This is a genomic window from Methylobacterium sp. UNCCL125, from assembly GCF_900116795.1.
Taxonomy (GTDB): domain Bacteria; phylum Pseudomonadota; class Alphaproteobacteria; order Rhizobiales; family Beijerinckiaceae; genus Methylobacterium; species Methylobacterium fujisawaense.
Window position 1 is genome coordinate 1 of record NZ_FPBW01000043.1, and the last position, 16,244, is coordinate 16,244.

Annotated in this window: 19 protein-coding genes; 5 read left to right on the forward strand and 14 right to left on the reverse strand. The window is 70.1% G+C overall.

Going from position 1 to position 16,244, the window contains the following annotated elements; genetic code table 11:
• Positions 1-706 (reverse strand): outer membrane protein (locus BM396_RS28955; RefSeq protein ID WP_091995253.1); only part of this gene is annotated, 706 nt, incomplete at its 3' end.
• A gap of 268 nt (positions 707-974) precedes the next feature.
• The gene (pgeF, locus tag BM396_RS28960; RefSeq protein WP_043346897.1) at positions 975-1,745 is read right to left on the reverse strand and encodes a peptidoglycan editing factor PgeF; all 771 of its coding nucleotides are present in this window, start codon (positions 1,743-1,745) and stop codon (positions 975-977) included.
• Between the two features lie 144 nt (positions 1,746-1,889).
• Here pgeF and BM396_RS28965 point away from each other — a divergent pair, with 144 nt between their 5' ends.
• Positions 1,890-2,081 carry a hypothetical protein gene (locus BM396_RS28965; RefSeq protein WP_043346894.1) on the forward strand — a complete coding sequence of 64 codons (192 nt, stop codon included), beginning with the start codon at positions 1,890-1,892 and terminating at the stop codon, positions 2,079-2,081.
• Positions 2,082-2,124: 43 nt separating this feature from the next.
• Here the strand turns inward: BM396_RS28965 and BM396_RS28970 are convergent, their stop codons facing one another.
• From BM396_RS28970 to rpsF, 12 genes are all read right to left on the reverse strand, one after another.
• Positions 2,125-3,195 carry a class I SAM-dependent methyltransferase gene (locus BM396_RS28970; protein ID WP_043387041.1) on the reverse strand — a complete coding sequence of 357 codons (1,071 nt, stop codon included), beginning with the start codon at positions 3,193-3,195 and terminating at the stop codon, positions 2,125-2,127.
• Positions 3,192-4,097, reverse strand: a complete 906-nt coding sequence (gene lgt / locus BM396_RS28975) for a prolipoprotein diacylglyceryl transferase (protein ID WP_043387065.1) — start codon at positions 4,095-4,097, stop codon at positions 3,192-3,194. The genes BM396_RS28970 and lgt overlap by 4 nt, the downstream gene beginning before the upstream one ends.
• Before the next feature lie 62 nt (positions 4,098-4,159).
• Positions 4,160-4,543 carry a type II toxin-antitoxin system VapC family toxin gene (locus BM396_RS28980; RefSeq protein WP_043387039.1) on the reverse strand — a complete coding sequence of 128 codons (384 nt, stop codon included), beginning with the start codon at positions 4,541-4,543 and terminating at the stop codon, positions 4,160-4,162.
• Positions 4,540-4,773 carry a type II toxin-antitoxin system Phd/YefM family antitoxin gene (locus BM396_RS28985; protein WP_043346886.1) on the reverse strand — a complete coding sequence of 78 codons (234 nt, stop codon included), beginning with the start codon at positions 4,771-4,773 and terminating at the stop codon, positions 4,540-4,542. The genes BM396_RS28980 and BM396_RS28985 overlap by 4 nt, the downstream gene beginning before the upstream one ends.
• Before the next feature lie 74 nt (positions 4,774-4,847).
• Complete coding sequence (locus BM396_RS28990) at positions 4,848-5,735, reverse strand: VOC family protein (protein WP_244538992.1); 888 nt, start codon at positions 5,733-5,735, stop codon at positions 4,848-4,850.
• Between the two features lie 5 nt (positions 5,736-5,740).
• Positions 5,741-6,643, reverse strand: a complete 903-nt coding sequence (locus BM396_RS28995; RefSeq protein WP_043387036.1) for an SMP-30/gluconolactonase/LRE family protein — start codon at positions 6,641-6,643, stop codon at positions 5,741-5,743.
• Positions 6,644-6,653: 10 nt separating this feature from the next.
• A complete protein-coding gene (locus BM396_RS29000; protein ID WP_043346879.1) occupies positions 6,654-7,103 on the reverse strand; it encodes a cupin domain-containing protein in 450 nt (149 codons plus the stop codon).
• A gap of 132 nt (positions 7,104-7,235) precedes the next feature.
• Positions 7,236-8,723, reverse strand: coding sequence for a replicative DNA helicase (locus tag BM396_RS29005; protein WP_043346877.1), 1,488 nt, complete (start codon positions 8,721-8,723; stop codon positions 7,236-7,238).
• A 369-nt stretch (positions 8,724-9,092) separates the two neighbouring features.
• Positions 9,093-9,665: a 50S ribosomal protein L9 gene (gene rplI / locus BM396_RS29010; protein ID WP_043346875.1), complete on the reverse strand. Its 573-nt coding sequence runs from the start codon at positions 9,663-9,665 to the stop codon at positions 9,093-9,095.
• 41 nt (positions 9,666-9,706) lie between these two features.
• Positions 9,707-10,786, reverse strand: coding sequence for a DUF2232 domain-containing protein (locus BM396_RS29015; RefSeq protein WP_043387035.1), 1,080 nt, complete (start codon positions 10,784-10,786; stop codon positions 9,707-9,709).
• 127 nt (positions 10,787-10,913) lie between these two features.
• Positions 10,914-11,165 carry a 30S ribosomal protein S18 gene (gene rpsR / locus BM396_RS29020; protein WP_007561044.1) on the reverse strand — a complete coding sequence of 84 codons (252 nt, stop codon included), beginning with the start codon at positions 11,163-11,165 and terminating at the stop codon, positions 10,914-10,916.
• Positions 11,166-11,168: 3 nt separating this feature from the next.
• Positions 11,169-11,630 carry a 30S ribosomal protein S6 gene (gene rpsF, locus BM396_RS29025; RefSeq protein ID WP_020090632.1) on the reverse strand — a complete coding sequence of 154 codons (462 nt, stop codon included), beginning with the start codon at positions 11,628-11,630 and terminating at the stop codon, positions 11,169-11,171.
• 528 nt (positions 11,631-12,158) lie between these two features.
• Between rpsF and hpnA the strand changes: the two genes are divergently transcribed.
• From hpnA to hpnE, 4 genes are read left to right on the forward strand one after another with little or no spacing between them, the layout of a single operon-like run.
• Entirely contained in the window at positions 12,159-13,187 is a 1,029-nt protein-coding gene (gene hpnA / locus BM396_RS29030; protein ID WP_043346872.1) for a hopanoid-associated sugar epimerase, read from the forward strand.
• Positions 13,184-14,080, forward strand: coding sequence for a squalene synthase HpnC (hpnC, locus tag BM396_RS29035; protein ID WP_043387033.1), 897 nt, complete (start codon positions 13,184-13,186; stop codon positions 14,078-14,080). Before hpnA ends, hpnC begins: the two co-directional genes overlap by 4 nt.
• A complete protein-coding gene (hpnD, locus tag BM396_RS29040) occupies positions 14,077-14,928 on the forward strand; it encodes a presqualene diphosphate synthase HpnD (protein WP_043387032.1) in 852 nt (283 codons plus the stop codon). Before hpnC ends, hpnD begins: the two co-directional genes overlap by 4 nt.
• Positions 14,928-16,229 (forward strand): hydroxysqualene dehydroxylase HpnE, encoded by a 1,302-nt coding sequence (hpnE, locus tag BM396_RS29045; RefSeq protein WP_081948750.1) that lies wholly within the window; start codon positions 14,928-14,930, stop codon positions 16,227-16,229. Before hpnD ends, hpnE begins: the two co-directional genes overlap by 1 nt.
• Positions 16,230-16,244 lie beyond the last annotated feature (15 nt).

Genomic DNA, 16,244 nt, shown 5'->3' on the forward strand with positions numbered 1-16,244 from the left:
TGCGGTCGAGGTTGACGTACAGGCCTTCGACCTTGAGCGTCACGGCCGAGGAGCGGAAGAAGTTCAGGAAGGAGTCGGTGGGGAGCGCGTACTCGACGCCGCCGCCGACGGCCCAGCCGGTGCGGAAGCTGTCGTTGCCGGCGTAGCCGCCGAAGGAGCGGTCGGCGCTGCCGGAGCCGTAGGCGAAGCCGCCGGTGCCGTACACGAGGGTGCGGTCGAAGGCGTAGCCGAGGCGGCCGCGGACGGTGCCGAAGAAGTCGAGGCTGGAGAGGCCGCGCGGGTCGGTGACGTAGTAGCCGGGGGCCAGCGCGCCGGCGACGAAGGCGTTGTTCCGGTTACGGCCGAAGTCGAGGTACTGGGCGTCGGCCTCGACGCCGATGACGATGCCGGAGCCGGGCGTGAACTGGTAGTTGTAGCCGACCTGGCCACCGCCGGAGAAGCCGTCCTGGCTGCGGTTGCGGAAGGTGGCGACGGTGCCGGGGGCGGCGTAGGGGAAGGGCACGCCGAAGCTGGAACCGGTGTTGCGGTCGCTGGCGTCGAAGGCGTAGCCGGCGTTAATACCGAAATAGGCGCCGGTCCAGGTGAAGACCGGGACGGGGGTGAAGATCGGCGGCGGGGCGGCGCGGCGCGGCAGGTCGGCGGCGAAGGCCGAGCCGGCGAAGGCGACGCCCGCGAGGGCCGTGGTCACACGGAGCAGGGATTTCATGATCTGGTCCTCACTGGTGGTCCGCCCCGACCGTGGCCGGACGGGGGCGTAACCGGATCTGGCTGCGTTCCAGCGGTTCCAGGGCTGCTTTGCGCTCCGCGGTGTCGCCGACCGCATTCGCGGCCCCTTATGGCAACCCGCCGTTTATCCCCGGCACCTTGACCCCCCAACGCGGGCGAATGGCCAAGGTTCATTCACGGCTACGCTTTTTTCTCGCCCGTGCATCGACAAAGTGTCGCACCCCCGTGTCCGATGGCGGACCGCGCCGTCAGGGGACAAGCGTCACGGCGGAGATGAGGCGGCCGTAATCGGCCTCGCCGCGATGCGTGGTCCGCCGATAGCTGTAGAACCGCTCCGGATCCGCGTAGGTGCAGAGGTTGAGCGCGCTGGCTTCCCCGACCTCGGCCTCGGCGAGCCGGGCCAGGATGAAGCCCGGCAGGTCGAACTGCGCGTGTCCGGGCCGCGTGCCGGCCGCGAGGAAGCGCTCCATGCCGGGGGCGTCGGACCGGAACCGGGTGATGAAGTCCGGGCCGACCTCGTAGGATGCCTGCCCGATCGTCGGGCCCAGCACGGCGACGATCCGCTGCCGCCGCGCGCCGAGCGCCTCCATCGCCGCCACCGTCGCGCCGATCACGCCGGTGAGGGCGCCCTTCCAGCCGGCATGGGCGGCGCCGACGACCCCGTTCTCGGGATCCGCGAACAGGATCGGCCCGCAATCCGCCGTGGCGATACCGAGCGCCAGGCCCGGCACCCGCGTCACCATGGCGTCGGCCTTGGGCCGCTCCGCCGCCGCGAAGGGCGCTTCGACGGTGACGACATCGGCCGAGTGGACCTGATACAGGCTGACGAGCCGATCCGGCGGCAGGCCGAGCCGGCCGCACATCCGCGCCCGGTTCTCGGCGACGCGCTCCGGCACGTCCTGGGAGCCGAGCCCACCGTTGAGCGACGCGTAGAGGCCGTCCGAAACCCCGCCGACGCGGGTGAAGAAGGCGTGGCGCACGCCCGCATGCGCGGAGAGTTCCGGCGCCTCGATGATCATGCCTGCGGTCACGGTCGGCCTCGCGGTTGCTCGTATCGCGCCCCGATAGCGCAAGGGCGGACCCTTGACGATGTCGTTCAACCGTCAGATTCTTGCTGCATTGCAGTATGGAGCCGATCCGGCTCCGCCTTGAGAAGGATCGCAATGTCACGAGGGATCGAGACCGACGTCCTGCCCGAGACGCCCGAGGCTGAAGAGCCCCGGATCCCGAGCGCGCCCGCCCACCCCGTCACGGGAGAGCCCGCCGCCTTCGACCCGACCGACCTCAACCCGCCTGCACCGCCGACACCGCGGCCGTCCACCCAGACGGATTCCGGCTTCGGCTCCTTCGGCTGACCGAATCCGGCCCCCTGCGGGGCCGAGGAATCGGCCCGGCGGCTCAGGCCGCCGGAAACCCCGGGAGCGGTCCGAGGGCCGGGCCGCTCACCGCCATCACCTTGAACAGGCTGCCCATCCCGCCCCGGCTCGGATCCGTGAGGCGGGTGATTGCCGCGTCGATCGCGGCGGATTGCGCCGCATTGGCCCGGGCCTTCAGACGTTCGGCACGGGCGCCGAGTCCGAGGGCGGCCAGGAAGTCGCCCTGGTCCACCGGCCCATGGATCGCCGCGCCCTCGGCCTGCGCCGCCTTCGCGTGGGCGGCGAAATCGACATGATGCGTCAGATCCGCCTCGCCGGGCGCGGCCAGTGGATCGGCGAAGCGATGCCCCGACAGGGCCTGGAGGGTGTCGCCGAAGCCCGGTCGGACATGGCCGTAATCGATGGCCAGCAGGGTGCCCCCCTGGGTGCACAGACGCCGCGCCAAGCTGCGCATCAGCGCGAGCCCGGCCGTCGGCACGCTCATGAGCGCCCCGTCCGGGCCGTCCGCGTCGAGGCCGGGGGTCGGCTCCGGCGACAGCCCGAAGGCGAGGCCGCCCTGTGGATCGAGGCCGACCTGCCGCTCGTGCCATCCCGTCGGCCGGCGCTCGAACTGGCGCACCGGCAGGCAGTCGAAGAACTCGTTCGCCAGGATGATTGCGGGACCCGGAGGCAGCGACTCGATGTCGGCGTGCCACGCCGCGCCGGTCCCGGCGAGGAGGCGTTCCTGCGCGGCCCGCAGGACCGGGCTGGTCTCCACCAGTTGCGGTGCCACGCGCATTCCCGGGCGCGCCGCCCGCAACGCCCGCAGCGCGTCCGCCATCAGCGTGCCGCGGCCGGGCCCCAGCTCCACCAGAACCAGCGGATCGGGTCGTCCCATCAGCTCGTGGACATAGGCGCTCCAGGCACCGATCAGCTCGCCGAACATCTGGCTGATCTCGGGCGCGGTGGTGAAGTCGCCCCGGGCGCCCAGAGGGTCGCGGTTGCGGTAGTAGCCGTGGACCGGATGGCCGAGGCACAGGGCCATGTAGCGATCGACGCCGATCGGCCCGTTCTGGCGGATCAGCGCCGCGATCTCGGCTCCGAGGGGGCTCACGCCTCGACGGCCGCCTTGCGGTCCGCCTCGGCGGCGGGTGTCGCCACCGGATGGCGCGGACGCGTCCGGCCGGTCCCGGCCAGCACGATGTAGGTGAGGCCGACGACCATCATCGGCACGCACAGCAGCATGCCCATGGTCACGCCGCCGCCCATCGGACCGAAATGGTCGCCGAACAGGAAGCCGAGCTGACGGTCCGGCTCGCGGAAGAACTCGCAGAAGGTCCGCGCCAGGGCGTAGCTGAGGACGAAGATGCCGCCGAGGAGGCCGGGCTTGCGGAAGCCGAACCGGCGGACGCTCACCGCCATCACGATGAACAGCAGCAGACCTTCTGTGGCGGCCTCGTAGAGCTGGCTCGGATGGCGGGGCACGGGCCCGCCGCTCGGGAACACGATGGCGTAGGGGAAGTCCGGCGCCACGCGGCCCCAGAGTTCGCCGTTCACGAAATTGGCGATCCGGCCGAAGAACAGGCCGATCGGTACGACCACCGCGCCGATATCGAGGAGCGTGTAGCCGTTAAGGCCCTTGCCGCGCGCGAACAGCAGGAAGGCCAGGATCGCCCCGATGAAGCCGCCGTGGAACGACATGCCGCCGTTGCGGATCGCCAGGATCTCCATCGGATCGGCGATGTACATCGGGAGATTGTAGAACAGCACGTAGCCGATCCGGCCGCCGAGCACGACGCCGAGCGCCACCCAGACGACGAGGTCGTCGATGTCGACGACCTGCGGGCGCTTCACCACGCCCCAGAGGCTGTCGGCCATGACGAGGCGGCGCGCGTAGTACCACCCGCCGATCAGGCCGGCGATGTAGGCGAGGGCGTACCATTTGATCGTGATCGGCCCGATCGCGAGCGCCACAGGATCGATGGCCGGAAAGGGCAGGGCGAGGAACGGCATCAGTCTCACCTCCGGGGCGGCCGGATTGGACGCCGCAGGGGGGACGCGTCAAGCCCGGCGGAGGATCACCAGATCCGCTCCACGATACCGTCGAAGACGGTGTCTGCGGAGATCAGCGGACACGCGTAGTGGAGTGCGGTGGCGGCGAGGAGGCGGTCGAACGGATCACGATGGTGCCAGTCCATCGTGCCACCGGTGAGGCAGATGGCGGGCAGCAAGTCGGCGACCCGGCCGCCTTGCTGATCGAGGAGAGCGACGAGCTGATCGACATACGCGGCCATCTGGGGCCATTTTCCGAGACGCACCTTCTGCGCGATCTCGAAGAACGAGATGGGACTGACTTCAACCGATCCCGCGCCGGTGATCGCCGCCCGCGCGCGGGCCGATAGCCTCGGATCGTCGGTCAGGCTCCATGCCCAAGTATGCGTATCGAGGAGAACGGCGGTCAAAGATCGCCTTCCCAGAGCGCGATCTCGTCCTCAGGGATCGGTTCGAGCCAATCCGGTCCTCGCCCCAGGGCAAGCGGAGGCAGAATGCCGACGCGGAACGAAGACGTCGTAATGGGCACGATGCGGGCTACGGGCCGGTCTGCCTGGGAAAGGATCACGTCCTCGCCCTGTGCGGCGGCTTCGATAAGTTGCGGAAGGCGGCCTCCGGCAGCCTCGACGCTGATGCGCATGATGGCGCTCGCTCACGGAATCTACGACTAGAGCCTACCTGCTCCACGATGGCGAGCAAGTCGGCGCTGCGTCCTCAATTCCGGAGGAACAGGAAACCGTGGCCACCCGGCCCGCTACAGTAGGCCGCCGTGCGATCGGCGGAGATTCGCAAGCGCGGGCTTTCCGGACGGTCCGTCGCGAACAGGCGATCTAAATCAGTTGCTCCAAACACGTAGCGGGTCGCGGCCTGGTCGGCGGGCCCGAAGACGAGCCGCCGTTCGGTGGCGGGCACGCGATAATGCAGCAGTTCCACGTGCGGCGCCGGCTCCGAGGGTTCCAGCGCCAGCACATCGACCTGCGGATCGTCCAGGCCATCGAGGCGTGCCTGTTCCGGGCCCTGGTTCAGGCCGCGTTCCGCCAGCGTGAGACCGAGGGGGCCGGTCAGGAAGGCCAGGGTCGCCTCAAGATCGGTGACGGTGATCGCCGAGTGATCGATCCCCAGAAACAGCCCCGGCGCCTCGCGCCAGCGGTCGGCCGGGGGGCCGGCGGGAAAGACGATCAGCTCCAGCGGGTGCCCGTCGGGGTCGCGGAACTTGTAGGCGGTCACGCCCCCCGTGGATTCCGGCAGGCGCTGGGGACCGCCGCGGCTGATGGGAATCGGGGATAGCGGCGCGAGCTGCGCCATCGCGGCCGCCATGTCGCGGACCGGGATCGCGAGATGCTGGAAGAACGGGTCGGTCGCCGCCGGATCGGCCGGGTAGGGCGCACCGGGCGGATCCACCGTGAGGAAGGTGACGGTCTGCGCGCCGAGCCGCATGCGCAGCTGCGTCGCGCGCCTGTCCCCGAGTCCCATCGCTTCCGCCTGCGCGGGGGGCAGGGGTTCCGGCGGCGCGATCCGCGCGAAGCCGAGCCCGTCCCGGTAGAAGGCTTCCGTGACGGCAAGGTCCGCGACGGTGCGGCCGAACCCGATGAGCGCCCGCACCCCGCTCACAGGAGTGGAGCCCCCCGCACGTTCACGTAGATCGCGTAGAGCGCCTGCGAGGCGCAGAGGAAGAGGCGGCTGTTGTTGCGGCCGCCGAAGGTCAGGTTTGCGACCGTCGCGGGCACGCGGATCTTGCCGACCAGCTCGCCGCCCGGGTCGATGCAGTGGACCCCGTCCCCGGCGCTCGACCAGAGATTGCCATGCTCGTCGCAGCGGATCCCATCGGCATTGCCCGGTGCGATCGTGCAGAAGACGGCGCCCCCGGACAGGCCGCCGTCTTCGCCGACGTCGAACACGCGGACGTGCTGGAGCGGGTCAGTGTCGAACTGCAGGCCGGTCTCAACGATGTAGAGCCTGCGCTCGTCGTGCGAGAAGCACAGCCCGTTCGGCCCCTGGAAATCGTCGGCCACCACCCGCAGCGAGCCGTCGCGCGGGTCGAACCGGTAGACCGCGGCGGGCAGCTCGGAATCCTGCTTGCCGCCTTCGTAGTCGGTCTGGATGCCGTAGGGCGGATCCGAGAACCAGATCGTCCCGTCCGACTTGCAGACGATGTCGTTGGGCGAGTTCAGCCGCCGCCCCCGGTAGCGCTCCACGAGGCTGGTGATGCTTCCGTCGAGTTCGGTGCGGTGGATGCGCCGGCCGCGATGCGAGCAGGACAGCATCCGTCCCTGGCGGTCGCGGGCATGGCCGTTCTCGAAGTCGCTCGCCGCCCGGTAGACGCTCAGGCCGGCAGAGTCGGACCAGCGCATCACCCGGTTGTTCGGGAGATCCGAGAACAGCAGCTCGTCGCGGTCGCCGAACCAGACCGGACCCTCCGTCCAGCGAAACCCCTCGGCGAGCTTCTCCAGCGGCGCGTTCGGCAGGATGTAGGCCTTGAAGCGCGGCTGCGTGAGGTCGAAGCCCTCCATCAGACCGGGCCTACTTGAAGCGGCCGGGCTGATTGACGGTCGGCTCGACCTGCAGGCCGGTCACGATCATGGTGCAGGGCTCGTCGCCCACCGTGCCGGACAGGTGGCCCTTCTTGCCGTCCCGCGCCTTCGTGTTCTGGTCCTCGCCCATCATCAGCTCGCCCGGGCCCATCTCGACCCGGTGGCCGTCCATGGTCTCGACGAACCAGCGCCCCGAGAGGATGGCGATCCATTGCGGCCGCGGATTCTCGTGCCACTCGCCCACCCACCCGACCGGCAGGACCGTGAAGGTCACGACCGACGGGGCCGGATCCATCTTGTCGTTCCACTGCGGCGCGGTCTCGGGGTTGATCCCCTCGAACTTGAACCGCTCGAGATGGAACAGCTCCTGGCGGCTCACCCCCTCCGCATCGGTGTAGACGTGCCAGTACGGCATCTTCGGAGGGGTCTGCTCGCTCATCGTCGCTCCTGCCGCGGCGGGACACTTGTTGTCCCACAACGGCCGGGCTTGGCGATGGTTCGCGCGCGGATGTCGGCGATCGGGACGGCCGACGTGCCGTCCCGAGGCCGGACCCGCCAGCGGCCCGCGCCGTCACATCTGCTCGGGGATCCGATCCGTCTGCGCGAGGTTCGAGAACCGGGTGATGTTGGCGTCGAACTGCAGCTCGACCGTGCCGGTCGGGCCGTGACGCTGCTTGCCGAGGATGACCTCGGCCTTGCCGTGGACGCGCTGCATCTCGGCTTCCCAGGCGAAGAACTCTTCGGTCCCTTCGCGGGGCTTCTTGTTGCCGACGTAGTATTCCTCACGGAACACGAACATCACCACGTCGGCGTCCTGCTCAATCGAGCCCGATTCGCGAAGGTCGGCGAGCTGCGGGCGCTTGTCGTCGCGGTTCTCCACCTGACGCGAGAGCTGCGACAGGCCGATGATCGGCACCGCCAGTTCCTTGGCGAGCGCCTTCATGCCCGTGGTGATCTCGGTCATCTCCTGCACGCGGTTGTCGCTGCGCTTGCCCGAGCCCGACAGCAGCTGGAGATAATCGACGATCAGCAGATCCAGCCCCTTCTGGCGCTTGAGGCGCCGGGCCCGGGCGGCGAGCTGGGCGATCGAGATGCCGCCGCTCTGGTCGATGTAGAACGGGATCGTCTGCATATCGCGGGCGGCATCGGTGATCTTGTAGAAATCTTCCGGCCGGATGTCGCCGCGGCGGATCTTATAGGAGGGGACGCCCGACTGCTCGGCGATGATACGGGTGGCGAGCTGCTCGGCCGACATTTCGAGGGAGAAAAACCCGACGATCCCGCCATTCACGGTCTTGGTCGTGCCGTCCGCCTGCTTCTCGCCGCGATAGGCCTTGGCGATGTTGAAGGCGATGTTGGTCACCAGCGAGGTCTTGCCCATGGCCGGGCGGCCCGCAAGAATGATCAGGTCGGAGGGCTGGAGGCCGCCCATCTTGGCGTCGAGATCGCTGAGGCCCGTGGCGATGCCGGAGAGCTTGCCCTCGCGCTGATAGGCCTTGGCGGCCATGTCGACCGCAGCGGTCAGCGCGTCGGAGAACTTCTGGAAGCCGCCGTCGTAGCGTCCGGCCTCGGCCAGTTCGTAGAGCCGCCGCTCGGTTTCCTCGATTTGGTCGCGCGGCGCCTGCTCCACGGGCGCCTCGTAGGCGCCGTTCACCAGATCCTCGCCGATGGTGATCAGCCGGCGGCGGATGGCGAGGTCGTAGATCGTGCGGCCGTACTCGCCGGCATTGATCACCGTGGTGGCGTCGGCGGCGAGCCGGGCGAGGTACTGCATCACCGTCTGGCCGCCGAAATCGGCGTCGCCCAGATAGGTCTTCATGGTGATGGGCGTGGCGAGCTTGCCCGCCTTGATCAGGGACGCCGCCACCGTGAAGATCTGCTGGTGGGCATCCTCCATGAAGTGCTCGGCCAGCAGGAAGTCCGACACCCGGTAATAGGCGTCGTTGTTCACCAGGATCGCGCCCAGCAGCGCCTGCTCCGCGTCGATGTTGTGCGGGGCGACGCGGTACTCGGCCTGGACCGTTTCGAGCTTGGCCGTGAGCGCATTGGGCAGGGCCATCGGCGGACGACTCCGTATCAGGCGCCGCGGCGGGCGCGCCAGGATCACACCGCACGACCTTGGCCTCGGTATGGTTACCGAAGCTTAGCCGACGGCCGGTTCTCCCGGGCCGGGGCGCGGAAAAGCGGACGCCCGCCGACTCTCGCGAGCGGCGGGCGTCCATGCTGGAACAAAACTGGAACGTGTCAAGTCTCGGGGGCAATCGTCCCCAGTGTTCACCGGTATACAGGGCTGGGGACGGTTCCCAGCCGAGCCCGAACGCGGCGCGTCCGGCGCCCGGCCTAGGACGTGGCCCGGTCCGGTACCCGGCCCGCTATGTCCCGCACGTCCGACCGGCCCCGAAGCCGGTCGGACCATCCGCGGAAGAAATCAGCCGCGGTCGTCGGCACCCTCGCCGGCATCGGCCAGCGCCATGCCGACCTCGAGACCCAGGTCGTCGAGGTTGAACGCCTCGCGCTCGGTGACCGACTCGCCGCGGGCCTGACGCTCGGCCTCCTCGGGGCTGCGGGCGACGTTGACGGTGATCTCGACCTCGACCTCGGGGTGCAGCACCACCGGGACCTTATGGAGACCCAGGGTCTTGATCGGCTGGTTCAGGGTGAACTGGCCGCGGTCGACCGTGAAGCCCTCCTTCGAGACGACCTCGGCGAGGTCGCGGGTCGAGACGGAGCCGTAGAGCACGCCGGTCTCGCCCGACTGGCGGATCAGGACGAAGCTCTGGCCGTTCAGCTTCTCGGCGACGGCCTCGGCGTCCTTCTTGCGGTCGAGGTTGCGGGCCTCGAGCTGGGCGCGCTGGGCCTCGAAATGCTTCTTGTTGGCTTCCGTCGCGCGCAGAGCCTTGCCGCGGGCGAGCAGGAAGTTGCGGGCGAAGCCCGGGCGGACATTCACGGTCTCGCCCATCTGGCCAAGCTTGGCCACGCGCTCGAGCAGGATCACTTCCATGGTCTTTCTCCTTCAGGTGGTCGGCCGCTGAGGCCGGGGTCTCACGGCGCCGGGCTGTCCTTGGGACGCCGGCGGTCGAGGGCTGTATCGGCGAGGCCGAACAGGGTGAGGGCGACCAGGGCGATACCCTGGGTCACGAACAGGATCAGATACATGCCGAACAGCATCAGCCCGCGTCCGGGCCGGCCGCGGGAACGGTCGTGGAAGGCGGCGAGTCCCTGAAGGGCGAAGGCCGCGCTGAAGGCTCCGACCAGCGCGACGCCGAAGACGCCGACATAGCCGGGGGCGAAGCACATCGCGACGGCGGCCGCGAGCACCGCGAGCGTCGAGCGCGGCATCGTGGTGGAGGGGATGTCCGGCCAGGGCCGCGGCAGGCGGCCCGAGATCTTCACGATCCGGGCCGAGGCCCAAAGATAGAAGGCCAGCAGCAGCGCGAGACCGTTCGCCGCCAAGGCCGGTACCACCCGGGCGAGGGCATCCGCGACCTCGGTCCGCGTCACGTCGGCCTGATCGTCACCGGTCTGCGGCGCCGGCTCGGGCGCGACCGCCGCGTCCTGTCCGCCCGCGTCCTGTCCGGCCGTGCCTTGGCCGGCGGCGTCCTGGCCGGCGGCGTCGGAGCCGGTCGCCGGCGCACCGGCGCGTCGGGTTTCGGCGGGGCTGCGGGTTGCAGGCATGCGCGTCTGCACCAGCGTCTGGGCGAGCCCGCGCAGCTGCGCATCGAAGGCCGCGTGATTCGGCGAGGACAGGACCGCGATGGCGATGAAGGCGAGGGCGGCCGTGGCGGCGATCCAGCCGAGCAGGCGGCCGGTCGGGTACCATTCAAGGCCGGCTTGCGTCTCGCGCCCGAGGAGCGTGAGGTAGGCGAGCCACCAGGCGGGGAGGGCGATGTAGGCCGCGAAGGCGAGCCCCATGAACGGGGCGATCACGAGGATCAGCACGAGGCTGCCGGTGGCCGCCGCCACGAGCGCGGCCTTATGGCTCCAGCCGAGGCCGACGATCAGGATCGGCAGCGGTGCCACGAGGTAGAGCAGGATCGCGAGGGGGGTCGCCTTCAGAAGCACCCCGAACAGGAGTGCCGAGACGAGGCCCGCGCCGATACCGATGCCGATATGCTGTGCCATGAATTCCGCTGTCCCGCTGCCGGTGCGGCAGGGTTAGAGGCACGGATACGCCCCAACGATCGGGCGGCGCGCGCCGCCCTCTGTGAGGACCGGCCCGGGCGAGAGCCGGGCCGGTCGATTCGGTGACCTACTTTATCACGTAGGGCAGCAGGCCGAGGAAGCGGGCACGCTTGATCGCCTGGGCGAGCTCGCGCTGCTTCTTGGCCGAGACCGCGGTGATCCGCGACGGGACGATCTTGCCGCGCTCCGACACGTAGCGGGAGAGGAGCTTGACGTCCTTGTAGTCGATCTTCGGCGCGTTCGCGCCGGAGAACGGGCAGGTCTTGCGACGACGGAAGAAGGGACGGCGTCCGCCGCCTGCACCAGCACCGAAAGCCATGGGTTAGCCCTCCCCGCCGAAGCTGCGCTCGCCGCGGTCACCGCGATCGCCGCGGTCACCCCGGTCGCCGCCGAAGCCGCCACCACCGAAGCCCTCGTCATCCCGACGACGGCCGCGCTCGCGATCCTTGCGGTCGTCGCGGTCGCGCTTCTGCATCATGGCGGACGGCTCGGAATCGAGCTCCTCGACCCGGATGGTCATGAAGCGCAGCACGTCCTCGGAGATCTGCATCTGGCGCTCCATCTCGGCGATGGCGGCCGGCGGGGCGTCGATGTTGAGGAGCGCGAAATGCGCCTTGCGGTTCTTCTTGATCCGGTAGGCGAGGGACTTCACGCCCCACATCTCGATCTTCTCGAGACGGCCACCGTTCTGCTCGATCACACCCTTGTAGGTGTCGATCATCGTCTCGACCTGCTGGGACGTCACGTCCTGGCGGGCCAAGAGCACATGCTCGTAGAGAGGCATATCGGGCCTTTCATCGTCAAAAGGAGCCCGGCCGCCGGAGGGCGGCTGAGTCGGGCCGGTTCATCTCGCGAGACGCTCGGCGCCAAGCCCTTCGAGCCGATTTTCAGGCCCGAGCGGTTGATCGAAGGCGGAGACACCGGACAACGGGATCCGACAAGATCCCTATGCCGCGAGCAGCATTGTCCGTTCAGCCCCCGGCCGGAGCGAACGCGAGGGGCGGCGCATAGTCGGTTTTTGCCGCGCTGGCAAGTTCGCCGCGCGCTTCAGGCATCCCGGTGCGGCGCCGGAGTAGGCATCGGATCTGGCGCGCCACGCTGCCGGGCTCGTGGCAAGGCTCGAGCCGGAGACCGCGCGGGGGCAGCGCCGTCCGGGCCTGATTCTGCGAGCGGACGGCGGGGCGGCCACGATCGGTCTCCGGATCCGTCGACGGGCACCGCGGCTTGCCGCTCGGGCGGTTCGATGACACAAGCGCGGCGCAGCTGGGGATCCCCGGCCGCGCTGGTTGTTCGGTAATTCTCCAGATCCGTGATGGCAGAGGCCCCATCTTCCGGCCCCTCCGAGGTCGGTCCCGTGCTGATCACCGGCGCGAGCGGCTTCCTCGGCTCAGCCCTGGTCGACGTCTTTCGCCGGGCCGGCTTCCCGGTGCGCATCCTCGTGCGCGCGTCGAGCCCGCGCCGCAACCTCACCTGGACCGACGTGGAGATCGCCGAGGGCGACATGCGCGACCCGGCCGCCGTGGCGGCGGCGATGCGCGGCCAGCGCTACCTGATCCACGCCGCCGCCGATTACCGGCTGTGGGCGCCGGACATGGAAGAGATCGTCCGCACCAACCGCGACGGCACGCGCCTGATGATGCGCGCGGCGCTGGAGGCCGGGGTTGAGCGGGTCGTGTACACATCGAGCGTCGCGACGATCCGGCCGCCGGCCGACGGCGTCACGCCCTCCGACGAGACCATGCCGCTGACGCCCGAGACCGCCATCGGCGCCTACAAGCGCAGCAAGGTCGTGGCCGAGCGGGTGGTCGAGGAGATGGTCGCCCGGGACGGCCTGCCGGCGGTGATCGTCAACCCGTCGACGCCGATCGGTCCCCGCGACGTCAAGCCGACGCCCACCGGACGGATCATCCAGGAGGCGGCGCTGGGCAAGATGCCGGCCTTCGTGGATACCGGGCTCAACCTCGCTCACGTGGACGACGTGGCCCATGGCCATCTCCTGGCGCTCCGCAAGGGGCGGGTGGGCGAGCGCTACATCCTCGGCGGCGAGGACGTGTTCCTGTCGCAGATGCTCGCCGACATCGCCGGCATGGTCGGGCGCAAGCCGCCGACCGTGAACCTGCCGCGGGCCGTGGTCTATCCCGTCGCGTTCTTCGCCCAGCTCGCCGCCCGGGTCACCGGAAACCAGCCTTTCGCGACGATCGACGGCATCCGCATGTCGCGGTACCGGATGTTCTTCTCGGATCGGAAGGCGCGCGCCGAACTCGGCTACACGGCCCGGCCCTACCGCGAGGGCCTGTCGGACGCGATCACGTGGTTCCGTGAGGCGGGGTACCTCGCATGAGCACCCTCGAATCCGCCACCGCGACCCGTTCCGGCAAGGGGCACCGCGACGAGAACTTCCCCGTCGCCTCGCACCTGATCCATCCCCGCCATCGCGGCGCGATCCTGGCCTTCTACAATTTCGTCCGCGCCGGCGACGACGTGGCCGATCACGCGGAGCTGTCGCCGGAGCGCAAGATCGCGCTCCTCGACAGCCTGGCCGATTCGCTGACCGGCGCCGGCCCGTCCGATCCGGAGGCCGAGCCGCTCAAGCGCGAGCTCGCCGCCCGCAGCCTGCCGCCCCGCCACGCCCTGGAACTCCTCGACGCGTTCCGCATGGACGCCCGCAAGAGCCGATACGCGGATTGGGATGAGCTGATCCACTACTGCCGCTATTCGGCCATGCCGGTGGGGCGCTTCGTCCTCGACGTGCACGGCGAGGATCCGGCCCGGGTCTACGGGGCCTCCGACGCTATCTGCGCGGCCCTTCAGGTGATCAACCACCTTCAGGATTGCGGCAAGGACTACGCCGCCCTGGACCGGGTCTACCTCCCGCAGGATTGCCTGGATCGGCACGGTGCCACGGTGGCGATGCTCGGCGAGGCCAAGGCGCCGCCGCAACTCCGGGCGGTGATCCGCGAACTGGCGCAGAGATGCCTCGACCTCCTCGACGAGGGCGCGGTCCTGCCGGATCTGATCGACGACCTGCGCCTGTCGCTGGAGATCGCCGCCATCCATCGCCTCGCCGTGGTGCTGAGCCGGGGCCTGCTGGAGCGCGACCCGCTCTCGGAGAAGGTCCATCACGGCAAGGCCGCCTTCGCCCTGACGGCCCTGGGTGGCGTCGCCGCCACGCTGGCACGCCGGCCCTTCCGCGGGCGCACGATTCGGGCCGCGGCTCAAGGAATCCGCTCGTGACCGCCACCGCCACGCCCGCCCAGAACCCAGAGAGCGCCGCCCCGGCGCTGCCCGCCGCCGGCTCCTCCTTCTATACGGCGATGCGCCTGCTGCCGAAGGAGCGGCGGGAGGCGATGTATGCCGTCTACGCCTTCTGCCGCGCCGTCGACGACGTCGCCGATGACGGCGGCACCCGCGCCGTGCGGCAGGCCGAGCTCGACCGCTGGCGGGCCGATATCGACGCGCTCTACGCCGGCCGGCCCGCCCCGCGCGTGCGCGACCTCGTGGAGCCCGTGCGCCGCTTCGGCCTGAAGCGGGAGGATTTCCAGGCGGTCATCGACGGCATGGCCATGGACGCCGTCGAGGACATCGTCGCCCCCGACGCCGAAACCCTCGACCTCTACTGCGACCGGGTCGCGAGCGCGGTCGGCCGGCTGTCGGTGCGGATCTTCGGCATGCCGGAGGCGGACGGCATCCGGCTGGCGTGGCACCAGGGCCGGGCGCTCCAGCTCACCAACATCCTCCGCGACATCGACGAGGATGCGGAGCGCGGCCGGCTCTACCTGCCGCGCGAGAAGCTCCAGGCGATCGGCCTCACCGATCCGACGCCGGTCCAGGCGATCAGCCACCCGCGCATCGGCGAGGTCTGCATCTCCCTCGCCCGCGAGGCGGAGGAGCATTACGAGGCGACCTGGGAGATCATCCGCCGCAGCCCCCGCAAGGCCACCAAGGCCGCCCGGCTGATGGCGGCGGCCTATCATCTCTATCTCAAGGCGGTCGTCGACCGCGGCTGGGCGATGCCCCGGGCGCGGGTGAAGCCCGGCAAGCTCGCGCTGCTGGGCGTCGTCCTCCGGCACGGCTTGATCTGATGGGCACCGTCCACGTCGTCGGCGCCGGCCTGGCCGGCCTCTCCGCCGCCGTCGCCCTCGCGGAATCCGGTGTCCGGGTGGTCCTGCATGAGGCCGCCAAGCAGGCGGGTGGCCGCTGCCGCTCGTACTACGATCCGGCACTCGGCCTGACCATCGACAACGGCAACCACCTGCTGCTGTCCGGCAATGCCGATGCCCTGGGCTTCCTCAGGACCGTCGGTGCCCCGGCCGATGCGCTGACCGGTCCGGACACGGCGGAGTTCGATTTCGCCGATCTGAAGACGGGCGAGCGCTGGCGCCTGCGGCCCAACGCCGGGCGGCTGCCCTGGTGGGTGATGAGCCCGGCGCGCCGCGTTCCCGGCACCCGGGCGCGGGACTACCTGGCGCCCCTCGGCATCCTGCGGGCGGCCTCCGGCAAGGCGGAGGGCGCGGGCGGGACCATCGGCGCGCACATGGCCTGCGAGGGCCCGCTCTACCGGCGCCTCTGGCATCCGGTGCTGCTCGCCGCCCTCAACACCGAGCCCCGCGACAGCGATGTCGGGCTGGCGGCCCGGATCCTCCGCGAGACCCTGGGCGCCGGCGGGAAGGCCTGCCGACCCCTCGTCGCCGTGGAGGGCTTGTCCTACGCCTTCGTCGACCCGGCGATTCGCTATCTCACCGCGCGCGGCTCCGAGATCCGCCTGGGCCGGCGCCTGCGCGGGCTCGAGACCGTGGACGGTCGCGTCGGGCAGCTCGTGTTCGCGGATGGCGCCGAGAGCCTCGGCCCGGAGGACGGCGTCGTGCTGGCGCTGCCCCCGTGGGTGGCCCGGGAAGTGTTGCCCGGTCTCCTCGCCCCGACGGAATTCCGCTCCATCGTGAACGCGCATTTCGCGCTCGCTCCGAAGCCCGGCAGCCCCCTCGTCCTCGGCGTCGTCAACAGTCTCACGGAGTGGCTTTTCGCCTATCCGGACCGGTATTCGGTCACGATCAGCGGTGCCGACCGGCTTCTCGATGTGCCCCGCGAAGACCTCGCGCGGCAGATTTGGGCCGAGATCGCACAGTTGTGCAACCTTGCACCGGATCTGCCCAGCTGGCAGATCGTAAAGGAGAAGCGTGCGACCTTTGCGGCGACGCCGGCAGAAGCCGCGCGGCGCTCGGGGGCCGACACCGCCTACGAGAATCTCGTCCTGGCAGGCGATTGGACTGCGACCGGCCTGCCATCGACGATCGAGGGAGCGATCCGTTCGGGCCAGACGGCCGCGCGTTCCTTGCGCGCGGCATCGGTCGTGCGCTCTGGAACCCCAGCGCGCGGCGCAGCTTGAGGCATGGCGTCCGCC